This window comes from Sediminicola luteus (assembly GCF_040566555.1).
GTDB lineage: Bacteria > Bacteroidota > Bacteroidia > Flavobacteriales > Flavobacteriaceae > Sediminicola.
In genome coordinates, this window is record NZ_JBEWYP010000001.1 from 759,717 (window position 1) to 779,477 (window position 19,761).

General features: G+C 40.3%; 19 protein-coding genes. 12 read left to right on the top strand and 7 right to left on the bottom strand.

The annotated features are described in order from the left end of the window. The first annotated feature begins 52 nt into the window (after nucleotides 1-52). The gene (locus tag ABXZ32_RS03420; protein WP_354617259.1) at nucleotides 53-427 is read left to right on the top strand and encodes a DoxX family membrane protein; all 375 of its coding nucleotides are present in this window, start codon (nucleotides 53-55) and stop codon (nucleotides 425-427) included. A gap of 109 nt (nucleotides 428-536) precedes the next feature. Here ABXZ32_RS03420 and ABXZ32_RS03425 read toward each other — a convergent pair whose 3' ends face one another. The 3 genes from ABXZ32_RS03425 to ABXZ32_RS03435 form a co-directional block, all read right to left on the bottom strand. Next, a complete protein-coding gene (locus tag ABXZ32_RS03425) occupies nucleotides 537-1,064 on the bottom strand; it encodes a DUF4136 domain-containing protein (RefSeq protein ID WP_354617260.1) in 528 nt (175 codons plus the stop codon). 57 nt (nucleotides 1,065-1,121) lie between these two features. Next, a complete protein-coding gene (gene obgE, locus ABXZ32_RS03430) occupies nucleotides 1,122-2,123 on the bottom strand; it encodes a GTPase ObgE (RefSeq protein WP_354617261.1) in 1,002 nt (333 codons plus the stop codon). 73 nt (nucleotides 2,124-2,196) lie between these two features. Beyond that, a complete protein-coding gene (locus tag ABXZ32_RS03435) occupies nucleotides 2,197-3,303 on the bottom strand; it encodes an adenylate kinase (protein ID WP_354617312.1) in 1,107 nt (368 codons plus the stop codon). A 135-nt stretch (nucleotides 3,304-3,438) separates the two neighbouring features. Here ABXZ32_RS03435 and ABXZ32_RS03440 point away from each other — a divergent pair, with 135 nt between their 5' ends. From ABXZ32_RS03440 to ABXZ32_RS03450, 3 genes are all read left to right on the top strand, one after another. Then, nucleotides 3,439-4,593: a 5-(carboxyamino)imidazole ribonucleotide synthase gene (locus ABXZ32_RS03440; RefSeq protein ID WP_354617262.1), complete on the top strand. Its 1,155-nt coding sequence runs from the start codon at nucleotides 3,439-3,441 to the stop codon at nucleotides 4,591-4,593. Nucleotides 4,594-4,608: 15 nt separating this feature from the next. Beyond that, complete coding sequence (purE, locus tag ABXZ32_RS03445; protein ID WP_354617263.1) at nucleotides 4,609-5,097, top strand: 5-(carboxyamino)imidazole ribonucleotide mutase; 489 nt, start codon at nucleotides 4,609-4,611, stop codon at nucleotides 5,095-5,097. Between the two features lie 103 nt (nucleotides 5,098-5,200). Beyond that, entirely contained in the window at nucleotides 5,201-7,219 is a 2,019-nt protein-coding gene (locus ABXZ32_RS03450; RefSeq protein WP_354617264.1) for a M3 family metallopeptidase, read from the top strand. A 63-nt stretch (nucleotides 7,220-7,282) separates the two neighbouring features. Here the strand turns inward: ABXZ32_RS03450 and ABXZ32_RS03455 are convergent, their stop codons facing one another. Next, the gene (locus tag ABXZ32_RS03455; protein ID WP_354617265.1) at nucleotides 7,283-7,642 is read right to left on the bottom strand and encodes a rhodanese-like domain-containing protein; all 360 of its coding nucleotides are present in this window, start codon (nucleotides 7,640-7,642) and stop codon (nucleotides 7,283-7,285) included. A 79-nt stretch (nucleotides 7,643-7,721) separates the two neighbouring features. Between ABXZ32_RS03455 and ABXZ32_RS03460 the strand changes: the two genes are divergently transcribed. Further along, complete coding sequence (locus tag ABXZ32_RS03460) at nucleotides 7,722-8,276, top strand: sigma-70 family RNA polymerase sigma factor (RefSeq protein ID WP_062055825.1); 555 nt, start codon at nucleotides 7,722-7,724, stop codon at nucleotides 8,274-8,276. Between the two features lie 3 nt (nucleotides 8,277-8,279). Beyond that, on the top strand, nucleotides 8,280-8,516 hold the full coding sequence (locus ABXZ32_RS03465; protein ID WP_354617266.1) for a hypothetical protein: 237 nt from the start codon (nucleotides 8,280-8,282) through the stop codon (nucleotides 8,514-8,516). Here the strand turns inward: ABXZ32_RS03465 and ABXZ32_RS03470 are convergent. Next, the gene (locus ABXZ32_RS03470) at nucleotides 8,490-9,314 is read right to left on the bottom strand and encodes a hypothetical protein (protein WP_354617267.1); all 825 of its coding nucleotides are present in this window, start codon (nucleotides 9,312-9,314) and stop codon (nucleotides 8,490-8,492) included. The two genes, ABXZ32_RS03465 and ABXZ32_RS03470, sit on opposite strands and share 27 nt — an antisense overlap. Nucleotides 9,315-9,455: 141 nt before the next feature. Between ABXZ32_RS03470 and gcvP the strand changes: the two genes are divergently transcribed. From gcvP to ABXZ32_RS03490, 4 genes are all read left to right on the top strand, one after another. Then, a complete protein-coding gene (gene gcvP / locus ABXZ32_RS03475; RefSeq protein WP_354617268.1) occupies nucleotides 9,456-12,305 on the top strand; it encodes an aminomethyl-transferring glycine dehydrogenase in 2,850 nt (949 codons plus the stop codon). Nucleotides 12,306-12,475: 170 nt separating this feature from the next. After that, a complete protein-coding gene (locus ABXZ32_RS03480; RefSeq protein WP_354617313.1) occupies nucleotides 12,476-13,531 on the top strand; it encodes a 3-oxoacyl-ACP synthase III family protein in 1,056 nt (351 codons plus the stop codon). A 1-nt stretch (nucleotide 13,532) separates the two neighbouring features. Next, nucleotides 13,533-14,069, top strand: a complete 537-nt coding sequence (locus ABXZ32_RS03485; protein ID WP_354617269.1) for a class I SAM-dependent methyltransferase — start codon at nucleotides 13,533-13,535, stop codon at nucleotides 14,067-14,069. 20 nt (nucleotides 14,070-14,089) lie between these two features. Then, entirely contained in the window at nucleotides 14,090-14,944 is an 855-nt protein-coding gene (locus ABXZ32_RS03490; protein WP_354617270.1) for a glycosyltransferase family 2 protein, read from the top strand. Nucleotides 14,945-15,009: 65 nt separating this feature from the next. Here the strand turns inward: ABXZ32_RS03490 and pafA are convergent, their stop codons facing one another. Then, nucleotides 15,010-16,686 (bottom strand): alkaline phosphatase PafA, encoded by a 1,677-nt coding sequence (gene pafA / locus ABXZ32_RS03495; RefSeq protein WP_354617271.1) that lies wholly within the window; start codon nucleotides 16,684-16,686, stop codon nucleotides 15,010-15,012. A 113-nt stretch (nucleotides 16,687-16,799) separates the two neighbouring features. On the opposite strand from pafA, the gene ABXZ32_RS03500 reads away from it, so the two are divergent. After that, nucleotides 16,800-17,537 (top strand): MlaE family ABC transporter permease, encoded by a 738-nt coding sequence (locus ABXZ32_RS03500; protein ID WP_062055835.1) that lies wholly within the window; start codon nucleotides 16,800-16,802, stop codon nucleotides 17,535-17,537. Beyond that, nucleotides 17,537-18,304 carry an ABC transporter ATP-binding protein gene (locus ABXZ32_RS03505; RefSeq protein ID WP_354617272.1) on the top strand — a complete coding sequence of 256 codons (768 nt, stop codon included), beginning with the start codon at nucleotides 17,537-17,539 and terminating at the stop codon, nucleotides 18,302-18,304. Before ABXZ32_RS03500 ends, ABXZ32_RS03505 begins: the two co-directional genes overlap by 1 nt. Here ABXZ32_RS03505 and ABXZ32_RS03510 read toward each other — a convergent pair. After that, nucleotides 18,301-19,761, bottom strand: a complete 1,461-nt coding sequence (locus ABXZ32_RS03510; protein ID WP_354617273.1) for a DUF389 domain-containing protein — start codon at nucleotides 19,759-19,761, stop codon at nucleotides 18,301-18,303. The two genes, ABXZ32_RS03505 and ABXZ32_RS03510, sit on opposite strands and share 4 nt — an antisense overlap.

Here is a 19,761-nt window from a genome sequence, read left to right on the forward strand (position 1 = left end):
TTATCGATTTTTTTCATAAATTAACGTATAACTAATACATAAACAGCCAATTATGAATCCAAAAGTTTTCTTGGTCCTGCGTATTGCGTTTGGACTCTTCTTAATCGTATTCGGATCGAATAAACTATTTCATTTTATGCCCATGGGACAAATGTCCGAAGCGGCAAATGAGTATTTCTCTGCATTGATGAGTACCAATACCCTTAACATGGTTGCCTTGGTCGAAATACTTGCAGGTCTTTCTTTATTGGCCAACAAGTTTGGGGCATTGATGATGATCATTCTAATGACCATTTCTGTTAATGCCATTTTGTTTAATGCGTTCTTGGAGCCCAGCTCTATAGGTCCGGCATTAATACTACTTCTATTAAATATTATTATGCTTTATTTTTATAAAGATCGTTACAAGGACATTATTAGGCCATAGGTCAAATTACGGTATCAAAAAAGGTGGACACATATCGCTATGGGTCCACCTTTTTCATTGTATCTAATTCTTAACTGCCGTATTTATGGCAATATACGGGTATTATTTGTTAGTTCTTGGTGCCAGGGGGGTATTTGGAAAATACCTTATCCACCACTTGTTTTAATTTGGCCTCCCTTGCTTCTGGGGAAAGGTTCTCCTTAAAGGAGCTTTCACTGATTGCCTGCCAAAATAGCTCATCTTTTTGGCTATCCACAAAATCGAACTGAATAACACGCTCCAAATCGGGCTGGCCTATCGGCAAACCTATAGATATTCCCCCTCCCACATTTCTACCTGTTCCGCCAACCCCAACACCCACGTTGTTGTTTCTAGGACCTCGAACAGAACTGCTGGTGATATTTACCAAAAAATCTGGCTCCTCGGCAAGCAACATCCCTTTAACCTGCATGATGGAGTCTATGGCATCCAATAAACGTCTGGTATCCAACTGAGTTAACCCGGTTTTCATATCCGGATAGTAATTGTAGGTGGTATAACTGGAATAATCAGTATCCTTATCGTAATCATAATTGACTCTTACAGCATTGCACGATGCTAAAAGTAAAACTGCCAAAATGGTTATGAAATTTCTCATCATTCGGTTTTTCATAAAAATACTTAAAAATGGGAAGGCAATTAAATATTCAATTATTTAATCGTTCAACATTGCCCAGAGCCTATCCTTGAGCTCCACGATGCCCTGTTGTGCTACAGATGAAATGAACATATAGGACGTTCCTTTAAGATCCTTGTCAAGCTCAACCCGCATTTCTGCCTTTAGTTCCTCATCCAGCATATCGCTTTTGGAAATGACCACCAATCGTTCCTTGTCCAAAAGTTCCTCGTTATACCTGCGAAGCTCATCCAACAAAATCTCATATTCCTTACTAATGTCCTTGCTATCTGCAGGAATCAAAAATAATAAAGTGGCATTCCGTTCTATATGTCTCAGAAAATAATGTCCAAGCCCCTTACCTTCAGCCGCTCCCTCTATAATTCCGGGAATATCCGCCATTACAAAACTTTGGAAGTCCCTGTATTCCACTATTCCCAAATTGGGCTTGAGTGTAGTAAATTCGTAATCGGCAATTTTTGGTTTCGCCGAAGTGATAACGGAGAGTAAGGTAGATTTTCCAGCATTGGGAAAACCTACTAGGCCTACATCGGCCAATACTTTCATTTCCAGGGTTATCTGTCTCTCCTCACCGGGTTTACCTGGTTGAGCGTATCTAGGTGTTTGATTGGTAGAAGATCTAAAGTGCCAGTTTCCAAGGCCACCCATTCCACCTTCTACAATGATCTGTTCTTCCCCATCTTTAGTGATCTCGAATAAAATTTCATTGGACTCTGTATCTCGTACCACAGTACCCAAAGGAACATCTACATATACATCTTGCCCATCGGCACCAAAACTTCTGTTTTTACTTCCGTGTTCCCCGTGACCCGCTTTAAAATGTTTTTTAAATTTAAAGTGAACCAACGTCCAAAGGTTTTTATTGCCCCTAAGGATTACATGTCCACCTCTTCCTCCATCACCACCATCGGGACCACCTTTGGTTATAAATTTCTCACGGTGTAAATGCGCAGAGCCTTTGCCCCCATTTCCGGAAGAAACATATGCTTTAACATAATCAACAAAATTACCTTCAGTCATTTTTACAATTTAACGGTTTGCAGAAGTTCTTTAGGGCATCCCATAATTGAGAAAACCCATCGAAAAGCAAACCTTATAATTTATCTATTACCGCTTTTAAGCGTTCTGTAATATCCGCGATGGCTCCAATACCATTAACGCTATGAAATTTTCCCTTAGACTCGTAATACTGCTTTAAAGGGGCGGTCTTTTGGTTGTACTCCTCAAATCTGTTTCGGATCTTATCCTCATCCTGATCATCTGGCCTTCCACTTACCTCTCCTCTTTCCAAAAGACGCTGAATCAATACCTCATCATTCGCTTCAAGTGCAATTGTCGCATTGATCTTCATGTCCTTGGTATCCAAAAAATTGTCCAAGGCCTCTGCTTGTGCAGTCGTTCTTGGGAATCCATCGAATATAAATCCGGATGCTTCAGGATTTTTCTCCACTTCATCCTGCAACATTTTTATCGTAACCTCATCCGGCACAAGATCACCTTTATCCATATAAGATTTGGCAAGTTGTCCCAGAGGAGTATCATTTTTAATATTGTAACGGAACACATCACCTGTAGAAATATGCTTTAAGTTATAAGTGTCCCTTAGGAATGCAGCTTGGGTGCCCTTTCCGGCCCCTGGTTTTCCGAACAATACTATGTTTATCATATATTTTTGGTTTAATTGGTATACTTCTTTTAAATTTCTGCCCAATTCATTGTAATCCAAACCATACCCAACGATAAACTTATCGGGAATTTCCATTCCTACATAGTCAATGGTATATTCCCCATTGTAAACGGATGGTTTATAAAAAAGGGTGGCTATTTTAAATTCTTTGACATTGGCATTGGCAAACAAATGCACCAGTTTTTGTAAGGTTCGGCCGGTATCAATGATATCTTCTAAAATGATGACTACCTTACCTTCAATATTCTCTGGCACATCCAACAAGGTTTCTACTATTCCTGTAGAGGTAAGTCCGCTATAAGAGCTCAACTTCACAAAGGAAACCTCACATGGGTGCTCATAATGCTTTAAAACATCCGAAACAAACATAAAAGATCCATTAAGTACGCCTACAAAAATGGGCACTTGATCTTTATAATCTGCTGCAACGGCATGCGCCACCTTTTTAACAGCAGTTTCTATTTCCTGTTTGCTAAGAAATGGTTTAAAATATTTGTCGTGGAGCTTTATCACCGCCATTAATTTAATGAGATGCCAAAGATAACATTTTGATTTCTCTTTTTAAGATGCGCAAGGCTGTTTTAAGATTTAAATGTATTTTTGTTACACTATTTGTATTCGATTATCCATAAGACTAAAGAATAATCCATGAACTATTTTTCTTCCGATTTCAAACTGGGTATCCTAGGCGGTGGCCAATTAGGAAAAATGATGCTTTACGAGACCCGTAAGTTCGATATCCACACCAAAGTTCTGGACCCTTCAAAGGAGGCGCCCTGTAAAATATCCTGCAATGAGTTCCAACAAGGAGACCTCATGGATTATGATACCGTTTACAATTTTGGAAAAAATGTGGATGTTCTTACTATTGAAATCGAGAATATCAACTTGGATGCACTAGAACAGTTGGAGGAGGAAGGCATCAAGGTGTATCCACCATCACAAACATTGCGCACCATTCAGAACAAAGCCACACAGAAGCTTTTTTATATAGATCATAATATCCCTACGGCCCCTTTCAGCAGGTTTGCCCACACTAGTGAAATAGAGGACAGTATTAGCAATGGCGGGATGGAATTTCCCTTTGTATGGAAATGCACCAAATTTGGTTATGATGGTCAAGGGGTAAAGGTAGTAAGAAGCCTAAAGGACTTGGATGGTTTGCCGAACGTGGAATGCATTGCGGAAAAAATGATCCCGTTTAAAAATGAGCTTGCCGTAATTGTGGTTAGAAATCCTAGCGGACAAGTGGCCACCTACCCTGTTGTGGAAATGGAGTTTCACCCAGAAGCCAACCAGGTGGAATATGTGATTTGTCCCGCCAGAATTGATGAAAAGGTAGCAGAAAAAGCAAATATAATCGCCTTAAAAGTTTCAGAAAAAATGAAACATATTGGGGTTTTGGCTGTAGAAATGTTTCAAACCAAGGACGATCAGATCTTGGTCAACGAAGTGGCCCCTAGGCCTCATAATAGCGGACATTACAGTATTGAAGCCAGCTATACCAATCAATTTGAGCAACATATCCGCGCAATATTAGACCTCCCATTAGGGAATACAGCGAGCAAAGTAGCCGGTATTATGGTGAATTTAGTGGGCGCTGAGGGACACACTGGAAATGTGGTCTATGACAACATGGAAGAAATCCTTAAAATGGAAGGGGTTACCCCACACATCTATGGAAAAAAACAAACGAGGCCCTTTAGAAAAATGGGACATGTGACCATAGTGAACGACGACATTGCAAAGGCAAGAAAAATTGCTGAGCAGGTAAAAGGGACCATCAAAGTAATAAGTGAATAAGAAAATTATACAACTATGAGTAAAGTGGCAGTGGTTATGGGAAGCACAAGTGATCTTCCCGTTATGCAGGAAGCAGTGGATATTTTAATAGGTTTTGACATAGAGGTTGATGTGGATATCGTTTCCGCTCACCGTACCCCTGAAAAATTATTCGACTTTAGTATGAATGCCCATAAAAACGGCTATTCAGTTATCATTGCCGGTGCTGGCGGTGCGGCCCATCTCCCGGGCATGGTAGCGTCCATGTCGCCATTGCCCGTTATTGGTGTTCCGGTGAAGAGCAGCAATTCTATTGATGGATGGGACTCCATTCTGTCCATCCTACAAATGCCCGGCGGGGTCCCGGTTGCCACTGTAGCCCTGAACGGTGCCAAAAATGCCGGTATCCTAGCCGCCCAAATTATTGGCAGCAGTGATAAATGCGTTCTGGACAAAATTTTGCTCTACAAGGAAGGGTTGAAACAAAAAGTAATACAAGGAGCAGAAGAAGTACGCAAAAAATAACCTCAAGGAGGATGTGACCAACAATTGATTGGTGAACTTCAAATTAATGCCTCCTCATATACAACAGATTGCAACATAAATTAAAATTGAATTAGAATACACTATGAACAACCCCTTATTGACACCTTTTGATACGGCTCCTTTTTCCAAAATAAAGAATGAACATTTTATGCCTGCTTTCTTGGAGTCTATGGCTCAAGCCCGACAGGAAATAGACCTTATCGCGAACGCGAGTTCTGCTCCGACTTTCGAAAACACAATTGCAGCCTTGGATTTTGCAGGTCAACAATTGGATCGGGTATCAAGTGTATTTTTCAATTTAAATTCTGCTGAGACCAATCCTGAAATTCAAAAAATCGCACAGGAGGTTTCCCCACTACTCTCAGAGTTCAGCAACGACATAATGCTTAATGAAAGCCTTTTTAAAAGGGTCAAGGCCGTTTATGAACAAAAGGATGACTTAAACCTGACGAAAGAGGAATACACTCTGTTGGACAAAAAGTATAAAAGTTTTAGTAGAAATGGCGCTAATTTGCCAGATGACAAAAAAATACGCCTTCGTGAAATTGATGCCGAGCTTTCCAAATTAAAGCTACAATTTGGGGAAAATATCCTTGCCGAGACCAACAAATATGAAATGCACCTTACCGATGAGTCCGACTTGGATGGTCTTCCGGAGGGCGAAAAAGAGGCTGCGGAACAGTTAGCAAAATCAAAAGACAAAGAAGGTTGGTTGATCACCTTGGATTACCCAAGCTATATCCCATTCATGAAATACGCCAAAAATAGGGCGTTGAGAAAGGAACTTTCCATAGCATTTGGCAGCAAAGGATTTCATAATGACGAACTGGACAACCAAGAAAACATAATGAAGATTGCTAGGCTCCGTTATGAGCGTGCTAAATTATTGGGATATAAGTCCCATGCCCATTTTGTCCTGGAGGAGAGAATGGCAGAAACCCCTGAAAAAGTTCATGAGTTCCTAAACGAACTATTGGAAAAGGCAAAACCGGCTGCAGAAAGAGAATTTAAAGAACTGGAAAATTTTGCCAAGGAATTGGATCAGATTGACAGGTTGGAAAAATGGGACAGTGCTTATTATTCCGAGAAGCTAAAACAAAAACTGTTCAATTTGGACGATGAGAAACTGAAGCCATATTTTAAATTGGAAAACGTTATTGCAGGGGTTTTCAAAGTAGCAGAAAAATTATTCGGATTGCAATTCGAAGAAGTTTTTGATATTGACAAATACCACTCGGATGTGAAAACATATCGCATATATGATGAGCATAAAAATTTGGTCTCCCTCTTCTATGCGGATTTTCATCCAAGAGCTGGAAAACGTGGGGGAGCCTGGATGACTTCCTTTAAATCACAATATGTGCAATATGGCGTTAATGAAAGACCACATATTTCCAATGTGTGCAATTTCACCAAACCAACAGCCAGCAAGCCCTCCTTACTGACCTTTAATGAAGTGACCACCCTCTTCCATGAGTTTGGTCACGGACTGCACGGTATGTTGGCCAATACGGTTTATCCTGGATTATCGGGCACCTCCGTGTATTGGGATTTCGTAGAACTACCAAGCCAGATTTTGGAAAATTGGTGTTACGAAAAAGAGGCTTTGGAACTGTTTGCAACACACTACAAGACAGGAGAATTGATTCCCATGGAAATGGTCGAAAAAATAAAGGAATCCTCTACCTTTCAAGAGGGGATGGCCACCTTGCGCCAATTGAGTTTCGCCCTATTGGACATGTCTTGGCACGGAACAGATCCATCTGATATTACGGATGTAAAGGAACAGGAAAAAGAGGCTTTTAGGGACACCGACCTATTTCCCGATATGCCGGAGACCTGTATGAGCACTTCCTTCGCACATATTTTTCAAGGCGGATATTCCTCAGGCTATTACAGCTACAAATGGGCAGAAGTGCTAGATGCGGATGCTTTTGCCTATTTTAAGGAAAAAGGCATATTCAACAAAGAAGTGGCTACTAAGTTCAAAGAACATATCCTATCTAAGGGAGGAACGGAAAACCCAATGGACCTCTATAAGCGTTTTAGGGGTGCCGAGCCAAAAATTGAGGCCCTTTTGGAAAGGGCAGGATTAATTTAACAAACAAAAAAACCTGCAAAACTTAAGACCTTGCAGGTTTTTTTTAATATGAATCTTGCTCTATCAAGGTTTCTTTTTCTGCAAAAAGGCATCATATCCTCCGGATAGGTTGGTCACATTTTTATAACCATGGGCCAACAACCATTCGGCAGCTTTTAAACTACGACCACCAACCTTACAGTACACATAAACAGGTTGGTCTTTGGAAACGGCTTCAAACTGTTTGGCAAAAGTATCACCCATCCAATTGATATTTTTTGCGTTCTTTAAATGGCCGGCTTCAAATTCAGACGGTGTTCTTACATCGACTAAAACAACTGAAACCAATTGATTTTCTGACAACGAGGCAATAGGTATTGTTTTTATTTGGGCCATTCCAAATTGAACGATGGCAAATAAAAGAAGTGATAATATGGTTTTCATAGGATAAAACTGTTTAAACAAAAATAATACTTAATGTTCAAAAAAAAATAAATTACATTTGGTATGAGCAAAAAATGATATGACAACTCACGTATTACAGCCCGAAATATGGGTGGATCAATATGCCGACTACCTTTTTAATTATGCTGTTTCCCGCGTAAGCGATGCTGAAATAGCGAAAGATCTGGTACAGGAAACCTTTTTTGCTGGGTTAAAATCTGCCAAAAACTATAAAGGCGATGCTGCAGAGCGCACTTGGCTAATTGCTATTCTAAAAAGAAAAGTCATTGACCATTATCGCAAAATAAACTCCAATAAGGGAAAAGCAGAGGTACGCATGACCTATAACTCCAGTACAGAAACAGACGGTGACTGGCTAGAGGAGCAGGTTGCCGATCCCATGAGTATATTGGAAAATAGTGATATAGAAAACGAGGAGTTGGGAATGGCCATACAGGACTGTATTTCCAAATTACCTAAAAAACAATCTTTGGTGTTTACCATGAAAACTGTTCAGGGGATGAGCACTGAAGATATTTGTAATGAGTTGGATATTAATCCGTCTAACCTTTGGGTGATGATACACAGGGCCAGAACAACCCTGATGGATTGCCTTAATCAAAATTGGTTTTAAATTATGATTTCTTGCCAAGAAGCAGCAGTAATATGCAACAAAGCACAATATAGAGAAGCTAAGTTTTTGGAGATCCTAAGACTTAAGTTCCATATTCTTATGTGCAAGACTTGCTCGAAATACACTAAGAAGAACACCAAGCTTACAACCTTATGTGAGCAGGCTCGTTTAAATGCCCTATCGGAAAAGGACAAATTGGACATGAAGGAAAAGCTATATCCAAAAAGCAAACAAGAGTAGGAATAGCCACCAAAAGATAGGCATGGATTCCACCCAAAAGGAAGAAAAATAAGTAGATTGTTTTTTTTGGGTAAACAACATTAGCAGTCCCAGCATAAACAACCCCACGCCCTTAGACAAGGCATCCAGATTAGAGATATGGTCCTTTAAAAAAAGGAACCAAAAAAAAAGAAAGGCCCCAAATGTGCCTATCATCTTAGTCCTTAAATAGCCAATTAGTTGTGGCAAAGTCTTTAAATCAGGCCCATCATATTTCAAATCCCTGATCTCAAAGGGCACCATCAGTACTAATACGAACAAAAATCGCTGTACTCCTTCCACCCACACATCCCAGGTTAGATCTCCTGATACAGCCAGAACTGGCAAATGCACGGTAGCCCCTGCCCAAACAACTGCTACGACAACAATTTTAAAACCCCCAAGGCTTCTCAGATTTCTAGCCTTAGGCAAAACCGGTATGGCATAAAGAGTCGTTAATAATACCAGTACGACAATACACTTCCATGCATCTAAATTCAAAAACCATGCGTGATAGATGGCAATGAAAAAAGAAATAAAGCTAAAGATCTGTATATTCTTATGGTAGCTATTGGCAACAAGGAGGTATTTCTTGGCCTCAACCCCATATTTGACAAAGTTATAACCGACAATAGTGCCAAAAAACAGAAATATGGCCAGATTGCGGTCCAAGGAAATGTTTAAGATTAAACAAGTCACCATCGCCATAGCAAAAACAGCTAGCGCCACATGGATACTCGCATCCAAATAAAAGTCAAAAACTCGCTTAGGCCATTTCATTGAACAAAACTAATTAAACTGTTTACAAGATTGATTTTTAGTTAAAAACTTTATGTTTTACCTAACATAATTTATCGATTTTGAAATAAGAAATCAGTAATTTTGCACATCTTTTTGATTAAGAAAAAAAACGCCCAAAATATGAGGACAGACGTATTTGCATTGCGCCATATTGGTATAAGAGAAGAAGACCTTCCAGAAATGCTTAAAACGGTACAAGTAGATAATTTAGAACAATTGATCTATGAGACCTTACCGGATGATATAAGGTTAAAAAAGCCGTTGGATCTGCCGATGGCCATGAGTGAACACGAGTTCCTCACCCATCTCCAAAAGCTTTCCGAAAAAAACCAAGTTTTCAAGTCGTACATTGGACTTGGATACCACGAGAGTCTTACCCCTTCTCCGATTAAGAGAAATATTCTTGAGAACCCAGGATGGTATACGGCCTATACCCCTTATCAGGCAGAAATTGCCCAAGGACGCCTAGAGGCCTTATTGAATTTCCAAACCATGATCTGTGATCTTACGGGAATGGAATTGGCCAATGCCTCACTATTGGATGAAAGCACCTCTGCTGCCGAGGCTATGACCATGCTTTATGAAGTGAGAAGTAGGGATCAAAAAAAGAACAATACGGTTAAATTCTTTGTTTCCGAAGAAGTTCTACCACAGACCTTATCCCTTTTAAAAACAAGGGCCATACCTTTAGGCATAGAGTTGGTTATTGGTGATCACAGCTCTTTTGAATTCACTAATGATTTTTACGGGGCATTATTACAATATCCTGGCAAATACGGTCAAGTAAACGATTATGCATCTTTCGTGGCCAAAGCGAAAGAACAAGAAATAAAGGTAGCAGTTGCTGCTGACATCTTAAGTTTGGTATTATTGACCCCTCCAGGAGAATTTGGAGCCGATGTTGTAGTGGGTACCACCCAAAGATTTGGGATTCCATTGGGTTACGGTGGACCACACGCGGCATTTTTCGCAACTAAGGAAGAATATAAAAGAAGTATTCCCGGACGTATCATTGGGGTAACCAAAGATACAGATGGCAAGCCTGCCCTACGTATGGCATTACAAACCAGGGAACAACATATAAAGAGGGATAAAGCCACCTCCAACATATGTACTGCCCAGGTTCTATTGGCCGTAATGGCAGGAATGTATGCCGTATACCACGGTCCAAGAGGATTAAAATATATTGCGGATAAAGTACACTCATCTACAGCTACTTTGGCCTATGCGTTGGAAAAAATGGGCTTGGTCCAGACCAACACTTCTTATTTTGATACTATTCTCGTTAAGGCCGATGCCAAATTGGTTAGACCGGAAGCAGAGAAGAACGAGGTAAACTTCTTTTATCCAGATGCCGGTACCGTAAGTATCTCTCTGAATGAAGCTACCTCTCTAAAAGACCTACAACAAATAGTTGATATTTTCGCAAAGTCACTTTCCAAAGAAGGGGTGAAAATTGATAGTTTGTCAAACAAAACTTTCATTGATGGTTCCATAAAACGTACTTCCACTTTCTTGGAAAATGCTGTTTTCAACTCTTTTCATTCAGAAACACAATTGATGCGCTACATTAAAAAATTGGAGCGTAAAGATTTGGCGTTGAACCATTCCATGATCTCCCTTGGTTCTTGCACCATGAAATTGAATGCAGCCTCGGAAATGCTTCCACTCAGTACTCCACAATGGGGCAACATACATCCATTCGTCCCTGTTGAGCAGGCTGAAGGATATCAAATCATGCTCAAGGAATTGGAACAAAACCTAAACGTCATCACTGGATTTGCCGGAACATCATTACAGCCCAACTCGGGTGCCCAAGGTGAATATGCGGGTTTAATGGCCATAAGGGCCTATCACGAATCCAATGGCGATCACAACAGAAACATCTGTCTTATCCCTGCTTCTGCCCATGGAACCAACCCTGCTTCCGCTGTTATGGCAGGAATGAAAGTAGTGGTTACAAAAACCGATGAAAAAGGAAATATAGATGTTGGCGATTTAGAGGCTAAAGTTGAACAGCACAAAGAAAATTTAGCTGCTTTGATGGTAACCTATCCATCTACCCATGGGGTATTTGAATCTTCTATTAAGCACATCACAAAATTAATCCATGATAACGGAGGTCAGGTCTATATGGACGGTGCCAATATGAACGCCCAGGTTGGACTTACCAACCCAGCTGCCATAGGTGCCGATGTATGTCACTTAAACCTTCACAAAACATTTGCTATTCCCCATGGCGGTGGTGGACCGGGAGTTGGACCAATCTGCGTTGCAGAACAATTGGTTCCATTTTTACCTGGAAACCCACTTATTAAAACAGGAGGAGAAAAAGCCATCACAGCTATTTCTGCAGCTCCTTGGGGTAGTTCATTGGTTTGCTTGATATCCTATGGCTACATAAAGATGTTGGGGGAAAAAGGTCTTACCCATTCTACCAAAATCGCTATTTTAAATGCCAACTATATCAAACATAGACTTAGTGGTAAGTTCGATGTCCTTTATACAGGAGAAATGGGACGCGCAGCCCATGAAATGATCATCGATTGTAGGCCTTTCAAAGAAAACGGAATAGAAGTAACGGATATCGCAAAACGATTGATGGACTACGGATTTCATTCTCCAACCGTTTCCTTTCCTGTTGCAGGGACAATGATGATAGAACCTACGGAAAGTGAGGGATTATCTGAATTAAACCGTTTTTGTGACGCAATGCTTTCCATAAGAGCAGAAATAGATGAAGCTTCCTTGGAAAATAGCGATAACGTCCTTAAAAACGCACCACATACCTTGGACATGGTCACCAATGATAATTGGGAATTCCCATACAGCAGACAAAAAGCTGCATTCCCGTTACCATATGTATCGGAAAATAAATTCTGGCCGAGTATCAGAAGGGTAGATGAAGCTTATGGAGACCGTAATTTAATATGTACTTGCGCACCAATTGAAGCGTACGCAGAAGCATAAGAATCCCAACAAAACAAATACCTCAGAGCCTCCCTTATCATTTAGGGAGGCTTTTTATTAGCAACTAATCATGAATCATTTTGAATTGGACATCGTAGTATTCATTATGCATGCATAATAATATTTGTTAAATTGCGCTATATTGCACCTATTATATGAACACTACTTCTATGACTATTGGTATTACAGGCACAGGTTGCTACCTGCCAACAATTATCACCTCAAATGAGGATTTTGGCAATCATGAATTCCTTAATTCTGATGGCACAACATTCAATAGTCCAAATTCGGTAATCATTGAAAAATTCAAGGGTATAACTGGGATTGAAAAAAGGCGGTATGCCGATACTAACCTTAACACCTCACATCTAGCTTTTAAAGCTGCCGAAGAGGCCATTGCTGATGCGGGTATTGACAAGGAAGAACTTGACTATATAATATTCGCCCACAATTTTGGGGACGTGGCACACGGACAGTCACAAGGGGACACCCTCCCAAGTTTGGCTACTAGGGTTAAGCATCAACTCCAGATACAAAATCCAAAATGTGTGGCCTACGACCTTTTATTTGGTTGCCCAGGATGGATAGAAGGGGTTATTCAGGCGTATGCATTTATAAAAAGTGGCATAGCCAAAAAATGTCTCGTTATTGGGGCTGAGACCTTGTCTAGAATAGTTGATAAGTACGACAGGGATTCTATGATCTATTCCGATGGCGCCGGAGCTACAATTATTGAGGCCAATGCCGAAGGAAATATTTTGTCACATGCCTCTGCCACATACGCCAATGATGAGGCTTATTATCTATTTTTTGGAGATTCGTATTCCCAAAAAGATTCCTCAAAAACAAAATACATTAAAATGCACGGCCGGAAAATATACGAGTTTGCCGTGACTCATGTACCTGGTGCAATGCGCGACTGCTTGGATAAAAGTGGTGTTGGCATTGAGGAGGTCAAAAAAATATTCATCCATCAGGCGAATGAAAAGATGGATGAGGCCATTGTAAAACGTTTCTACAAATCATATGGCCTTGAAATGCCAAAAGATGTGATGCCAATGGTCATCAATCAACTGGGCAACAGCTCTGTAGCCACAATCCCTACACTCTATGATATGGTTAGAAAGGGAAAATTAGAAAATCAGGAAATAAAAAAAGGAGATGTTGCTATATTTGCAAGCGTTGGCGCGGGAATGAACATAAACGCCTTCGTTTATAGATATTAGCATGTACGAAAATAATTTTCCGAATAAAAGATTCAAACATACCGCAGCATTTTTACAAAAACACATTAGCAAAGACCAGCCCATTTTAGATCTTGGGGTGGAAAATCCTTTTTCAAAAATCATGAAAGAGCAGGGGTATTCCGTAATGAACACCCAGGGTGAGGATTTGGATCTCGAATTTACATCGGTAAAGAATTCCACAGCCGAAGTGGTTACTGCCTTTGAAATCTTTGAACACCTTGTAGCCCCCTTTAATGTTCTTCGTGAAATAAAAGCAAACAAACTGGTTGCGAGCATCCCTTTGCGCCTTTGGTTTTCCAGTGCCTATAGAAGCAAAACGGATTCTTGGGACAGACATTATCACGAATTTGAAGACTGGCAATTTGATTGGCTCCTGGAAAAAGCGGGATGGGAGATAAAAGACCGTGCCAAATGGACCAATCCCGTAAATAAACTGGGCATTAGACCCTTATTGAGAAGCATAACCCCTCGTTATTATATTGTATATGCCGAAAGGAAAACTCCAAAAGCATCCTAAGAAAAAACAAATTGTTTTCTATGAAATACAGTATCATAATCCCTGCACATAACGAAGAGATCCATTTAAAAGATGCATTGTCTTCCGTACTTAGGCAGACACTTCAACCCAGTTCCGTAATTGTGGTCAATGACAATTCTGATGACGCTACAGAAAGTATCATAGACGATTTTACAGCGCTAAATCCTATATTTCAGAAGCTAAATATCATATCCTCCCATCTCCATATGCCCGGCAGCAAAGTGGTGAATGCTTTTAAAAACGGGCTAGATCAACTACAAGTAGAGTATGATTTCATTGTGAAGTTAGATGCCGATATTATTTTGCCTGACAACTATTTCGAAAAAATAGCCAATATATTCAACAATTATCCAAATGTAGGTATAGCCGGAGGGTTTGCTTACGAACAAGATGAGACCGGCGAGTGGAAAAGAAACCACCCTATGGACAATGATCATGTGAGGGGCGCATTTAAATCCTATAAAAAGGCTTGCTTCCTGGCCATGGGAGGTCTTAGAAATGCGATGGGATGGGACACTGTAGACGAGTTGCTGGCCAAATTTCACGGGTTTGACATCCATACCGATGAAAGCTTAAAAGTGAAACATTTACGGCCCATTGGAAAAGCCTATAACAAAAGAGCAAAACTTTTACAGGGCAAAGCCATGTACACCATGCGCTATGGTTTTCTTATTACCCTTATCGCATCGGCAAAAATGGCTTGGAAACATCGAAAATTAAAATCGCTCTTGGATAACTTAAAAGGCTTCTTTGGCGCTAAAAAAGAGAAGGCTCCCTTCTTGGTAACTGAAAAGGAAGGTGACTTCATCAGGGCTTTGAGATGGAAAAATATCAAGGGTAAACTATTGGGATAGCTCACCCTTATCCTAGCAGATATATTCAATTAGGATAGAAAAGAAGCCATCAGAACCTCAAATCATTATTCCAACACCTCTTTTATTGGCTCTCCGGTGGATCCATTCGGAAAAGCAATTCCCAACAAAGCAGCAATTGTAGGAGCAATATCAGGTATTTCAGTTTTCACAACCGTACTTCCCCTTTTTATTCCTTTCCCAAAGAAAAATAATGGAACATGCGTATCATAGGAAAAAGCAGAACCATGGGTAGAACCTGTTATCGAATACTGAACTGTAGAAGGCTTTAATACCAATAACACATCTCCCGAACGTTTTTGATTGTAGCCATTCTGTAAGATATAAGGAATTCCCGTGGTATACTCATTCTGCCACATTTGATTGGCGGTATACGTTCGTTCAACACCATCATATCCAAGCAATTCGTTAGCTATGGTCACTTGGACATTTTCCAGACTAAGATCCAATCCTTTGATTACCCCATGATCCAGGAAAATTTGATTATTCGATATATTACGGATCAAATCTTTCGTCCCATAAGTATACCCAACAAATTCATTTAACTTTTTTAGCATCTCTGAAGATTGAATATATCCCGCTGGAATTTTTTGATCTATAAGATAGGCAGGCACCTCGTTTGCTCCGTGGTCTGAGGTTAGAAAGATTGTATACTCCCCTTTCCCTACTTTTTTGTCCAAAGCTTTAAGAAGACGCTCCAAATCCCTATCTAACCGGATATATGTGTCCTGCACCTCCTTGGAATCCACTCCAAACATATGCCCTACATAATCCGTACTTGAAAAGCTTACGGCTAGAAAATCCGTGATCGCGTCCTCCCCTAAATCTTCGCCATCCAATGCAGCCAAAGCGAAATCTGCAGTTATACTATTACCATAAGGGGTAGATTTTAGGAGATTAAATTTTCCATTGGCATCCCAAAGAAATGGAATATCATGGGGAAAGGTAGTCGTGGTCTCTCCATTAAACATTCCTTCATAGGGGCTCTCATCCGAACCACTCTCCAAATAGGTGGCTATGTCCTTGAAGGTGTTCCATGGTTTTTTATAATCTTCAACAATATTTGATGCATTAAAATCCTTAACCCACTTGGGCAGCTCCTGCATATAAAAGGTGCTGGTTATCCAATTTCCTTCATCTCCACCCTGCAGCCAATATGCACCATTCGCGGTATGTCCGCCTGGTAAAACTGCTCCCCTATCTTTTAAGGAAACGGCAATTACCTTTCCGCGCATCTGGGTATGCAATCTAAGTTCATCGGTTATGGTTGTTGTGTTCATCCGATGGGGTGACATTTTCCCTGCATTGGTCAAGGTTCCAACTGAAGCGTAAGCCTCGTCACCTGCGCAATACACACTTTTACCAGATTCTTTATCATACCAATCATTCCCAATTATACCATGTATAGAAGGGGTGGCTCCCGTATAGACAGATGCATGACCAGGTCCAGTATACGTGGGTGCATAATTAAAATGGTTGTTTTTACATGTAAATCCTTCATTTGCCAACCGTTTAAAGCCACCGTCACCATAATGATCCCAAAAACGCGTTACATAGTCATAGCGCATTTGATCCACCACTATTCCTACCACCAATTTTGGTTTTGTTTGAATGGAGGTGGGATTTTGAGTATCAGATTTACTTCTTTTCTGGGCTTTAATTGTACTAGGTTGGTTTACGAATAGGAAAAGCAAAAAGACTAGGAATACATTATTTTTGATCATGCTGAAAATCTTAAAGACGTAAATTTAAATAAATAAATACCTTTAAAGGATAATTGAAGCTTAAATGAAAGCTAATATTCCTATTTTTACAGCAAGAAGTCTATTTATATTACATGAACTACTTAGCATCTATTGGCAGCTATTTTATTATGATTAGAGAGGTTTTCAAAAAACCTACAAAATGGCCCATCATGAAGTCCCTCATTTTAAAAGAGATAGATGAATTGATTTATGGCTCTTTGGGAATTATAATATTTATTTCCTTTTTTATCGGCGGGGTGGTTGCCATTCAAACAGCCCTTAACATCACAAACCCGTTCATACCAAGGAATTTAATTGGTTTTGCCACCAGACAATCCGTAATTCTGGAATTTGCACCTACCTTTACCTCCATCATCATGGCCGGTAAGGTAGGCTCATATATCACCTCCAGTATAGGGACCATGAGGGTTACAGAACAAATAGACGCCCTTGAGGTAATGGGAGTCAATTCCCTTAACTACTTGGTATTCCCAAAAATCATTGCGCTATTGCTTTATCCATTTGCCATCGCCATTGCCATGTATGTGGGTATTTTTGGTGGTTGGGTCGCAGGTGTTTTTGGAGGATTTAGCTCAAGTGCCGACTTTGTAGAGGGGCTGCAGTTAGATTTTATTCCGTTCCACGTTGCCTATTCCTTTATCAAAACAATGGTATTTGCATTTATAATTGCAACCATCCCCTCCTTCCATGGATATTATATGAAAGGTGGCGCCTTGGAAGTTGGAAAAGCCAGTACTACTGCCTTTGTGTGGACCAGTGTTACCATTATCATTGTAAATTACATGTTAACTCAATTACTACTAGGCTAATGATAGAAGTAAACGATATATACAAGTCATTTGGAAATTCGGAGGTCCTAAAAGGAATCACCACCAATTTTGAAAAAGGGAAGACCAATCTGATTATTGGTCAATCTGGTTCAGGGAAGACCGTCTTCTTAAAATGCCTTTTGGGCCTTTTTACCCCGGATAAAGGGACGATCAGCTATGATGGAAAAGTGTATTCCAAACTCTCTGGGGACGAGCAAAGGGATTTACGTCAAGAAATGGGTATGGTATTTCAAGGCAGCGCCTTGTTCGATTCCATGACAGTGGAAGGCAATGTTATGTTTCCTTTGGATATGTTCACCAAACAATCCAAATCGGAAATGAAGGATAGAGTTGACAGGGTATTAAAGAGGGTAAACCTTATTGATGCCCACCATAAATTTCCTTCTGAAATATCCGGGGGGATGCAAAAAAGGGTTGCCATAGCCAGAGCGATCGTAATGAACCCCAAATACCTATTCTGCGATGAACCCAATTCTGGGCTAGATCCGAAGACGGCGATCATGATAGACAACCTCATCATGGAAATCACTGAGGAATATGATATTACAACTGTGATCAATACCCATGACATGAATTCTGTAATGGAAATAGGGAAGAAAATATTGTTCCTAAAAAATGGTCATAAAGAATGGGAAGGGACCAACAGAGAAATCTTTAAAACAGATAATGAAGCTGTGACCGACTTTGTATACTCTTCTGAACTTTTCAAAAAGGTAAGACAGATGTATGTGGAGGAGCGCAATTAATTACTGGCTTCCTTCACTTGTATCTTTGCATTTTTCAATCTCAATTTTAACCAATCGTTTAGTTTTTTAGTATCGGATGCAACTTGGGAAGATTTGGTTCCCTCTTTCCACTTTACCTCAAATATTGGAATGGTATCCACTTTATTAAAATCAGTACTAATGGTATAACTGAACCCCATACTGGATAAATTTTCATAATTGGTCTTTGCCTCGGCGCTTATCTCCTGAAAGGGTATCTGTTGCGAGGCAAGCTTACTGACCTTCATTAGTTCACCTTCCAACACCTTTATTTGTTCGTCCTTATTTAGCAATTCGTTTTTCTTGGACTCATAAAGCTCACTGATGTACTTCATTTGGTCTTGCACCTCATTGTTCCCCTGAACCACTTTAAGCTCGGTATTCTTTAACTTGGGATAATCCTTCATTTGAGCTGCCCAAGTGGCTATTACGTTGTCCGGTACAGTCTCATTCCCCATAAAAACCAGCTCAATTTTAGGATCTTGGCCCTTATCATATTCCATAGTGGTCAGGTTGTCCAAAAACCTTCCCTCTCCCTGAAATTTGTAGGGAGCAATCTTTTCAGCAATAAACTGGCCGGCGTCCTTTCTGAACAATGACTTTTGCAGGGCATTGTAGAAGGTGAAACTTGCGGGAATCATTACCAGGATCGCCACAACAGAGGCTATTCTTGCTATTAATCTTCTTCTTTGTGAGTTTACATAACGCACCATGGGAAATCGCAACAAACGAATGACCAAAAACGTGGCAAGTCCAATAAAAATGGTATTGATCGTAAACAGGTACATAGCACCATAGGCATAGGAAAAATTACCAATGGCCAGGCCAAACCCAACAGTACAAAGTGGCGGCATCAGAGCGGTAGCAATGGCCACCCCAAATATCACACTGGCAATAGTCCCTTTTTTAGCCCTGGCAATTACTAGGGCCAGTCCACCAAAAAAGGCTATCAACACATCTCTTATATCTGGCTCGGTACGAGCCAAAAGCTCCGAGGACTGGTCCTTTAAAGGAAAAAAATAGAAAAATAGGAAGGCCGTAATTACACTGAGCACCACCATTACCCCAAAATTCTTTAAAGACCTCCTAAGGGTATCTATATCATTGATAGCCAGTGACAGCCCCATCCCCAAGATAGGACCCATCAATGGAGAAATTAACATGGCTCCAATGACCACCGCTGTGGAATTGGCATTTAAACCTACAGAGGCTATAAAAATAGAACATATCAAAATCCAAGACGTATGCCCCTTAAAGGGAATATCAGCGATTATGGATTCTTTGGTGGCCTCTTGATCTGTATTGTTCCGGATATCCAAGAGCTCGGATAAAAACTTTTTAGTACTTTCCAATAAACCTTGAAAGTCCCTTTTTACCTCTTTACCACTATCGTCACCTCCAGTTGGAGTGATATTGTCTTGATTTAAGTTTTCGCTCAT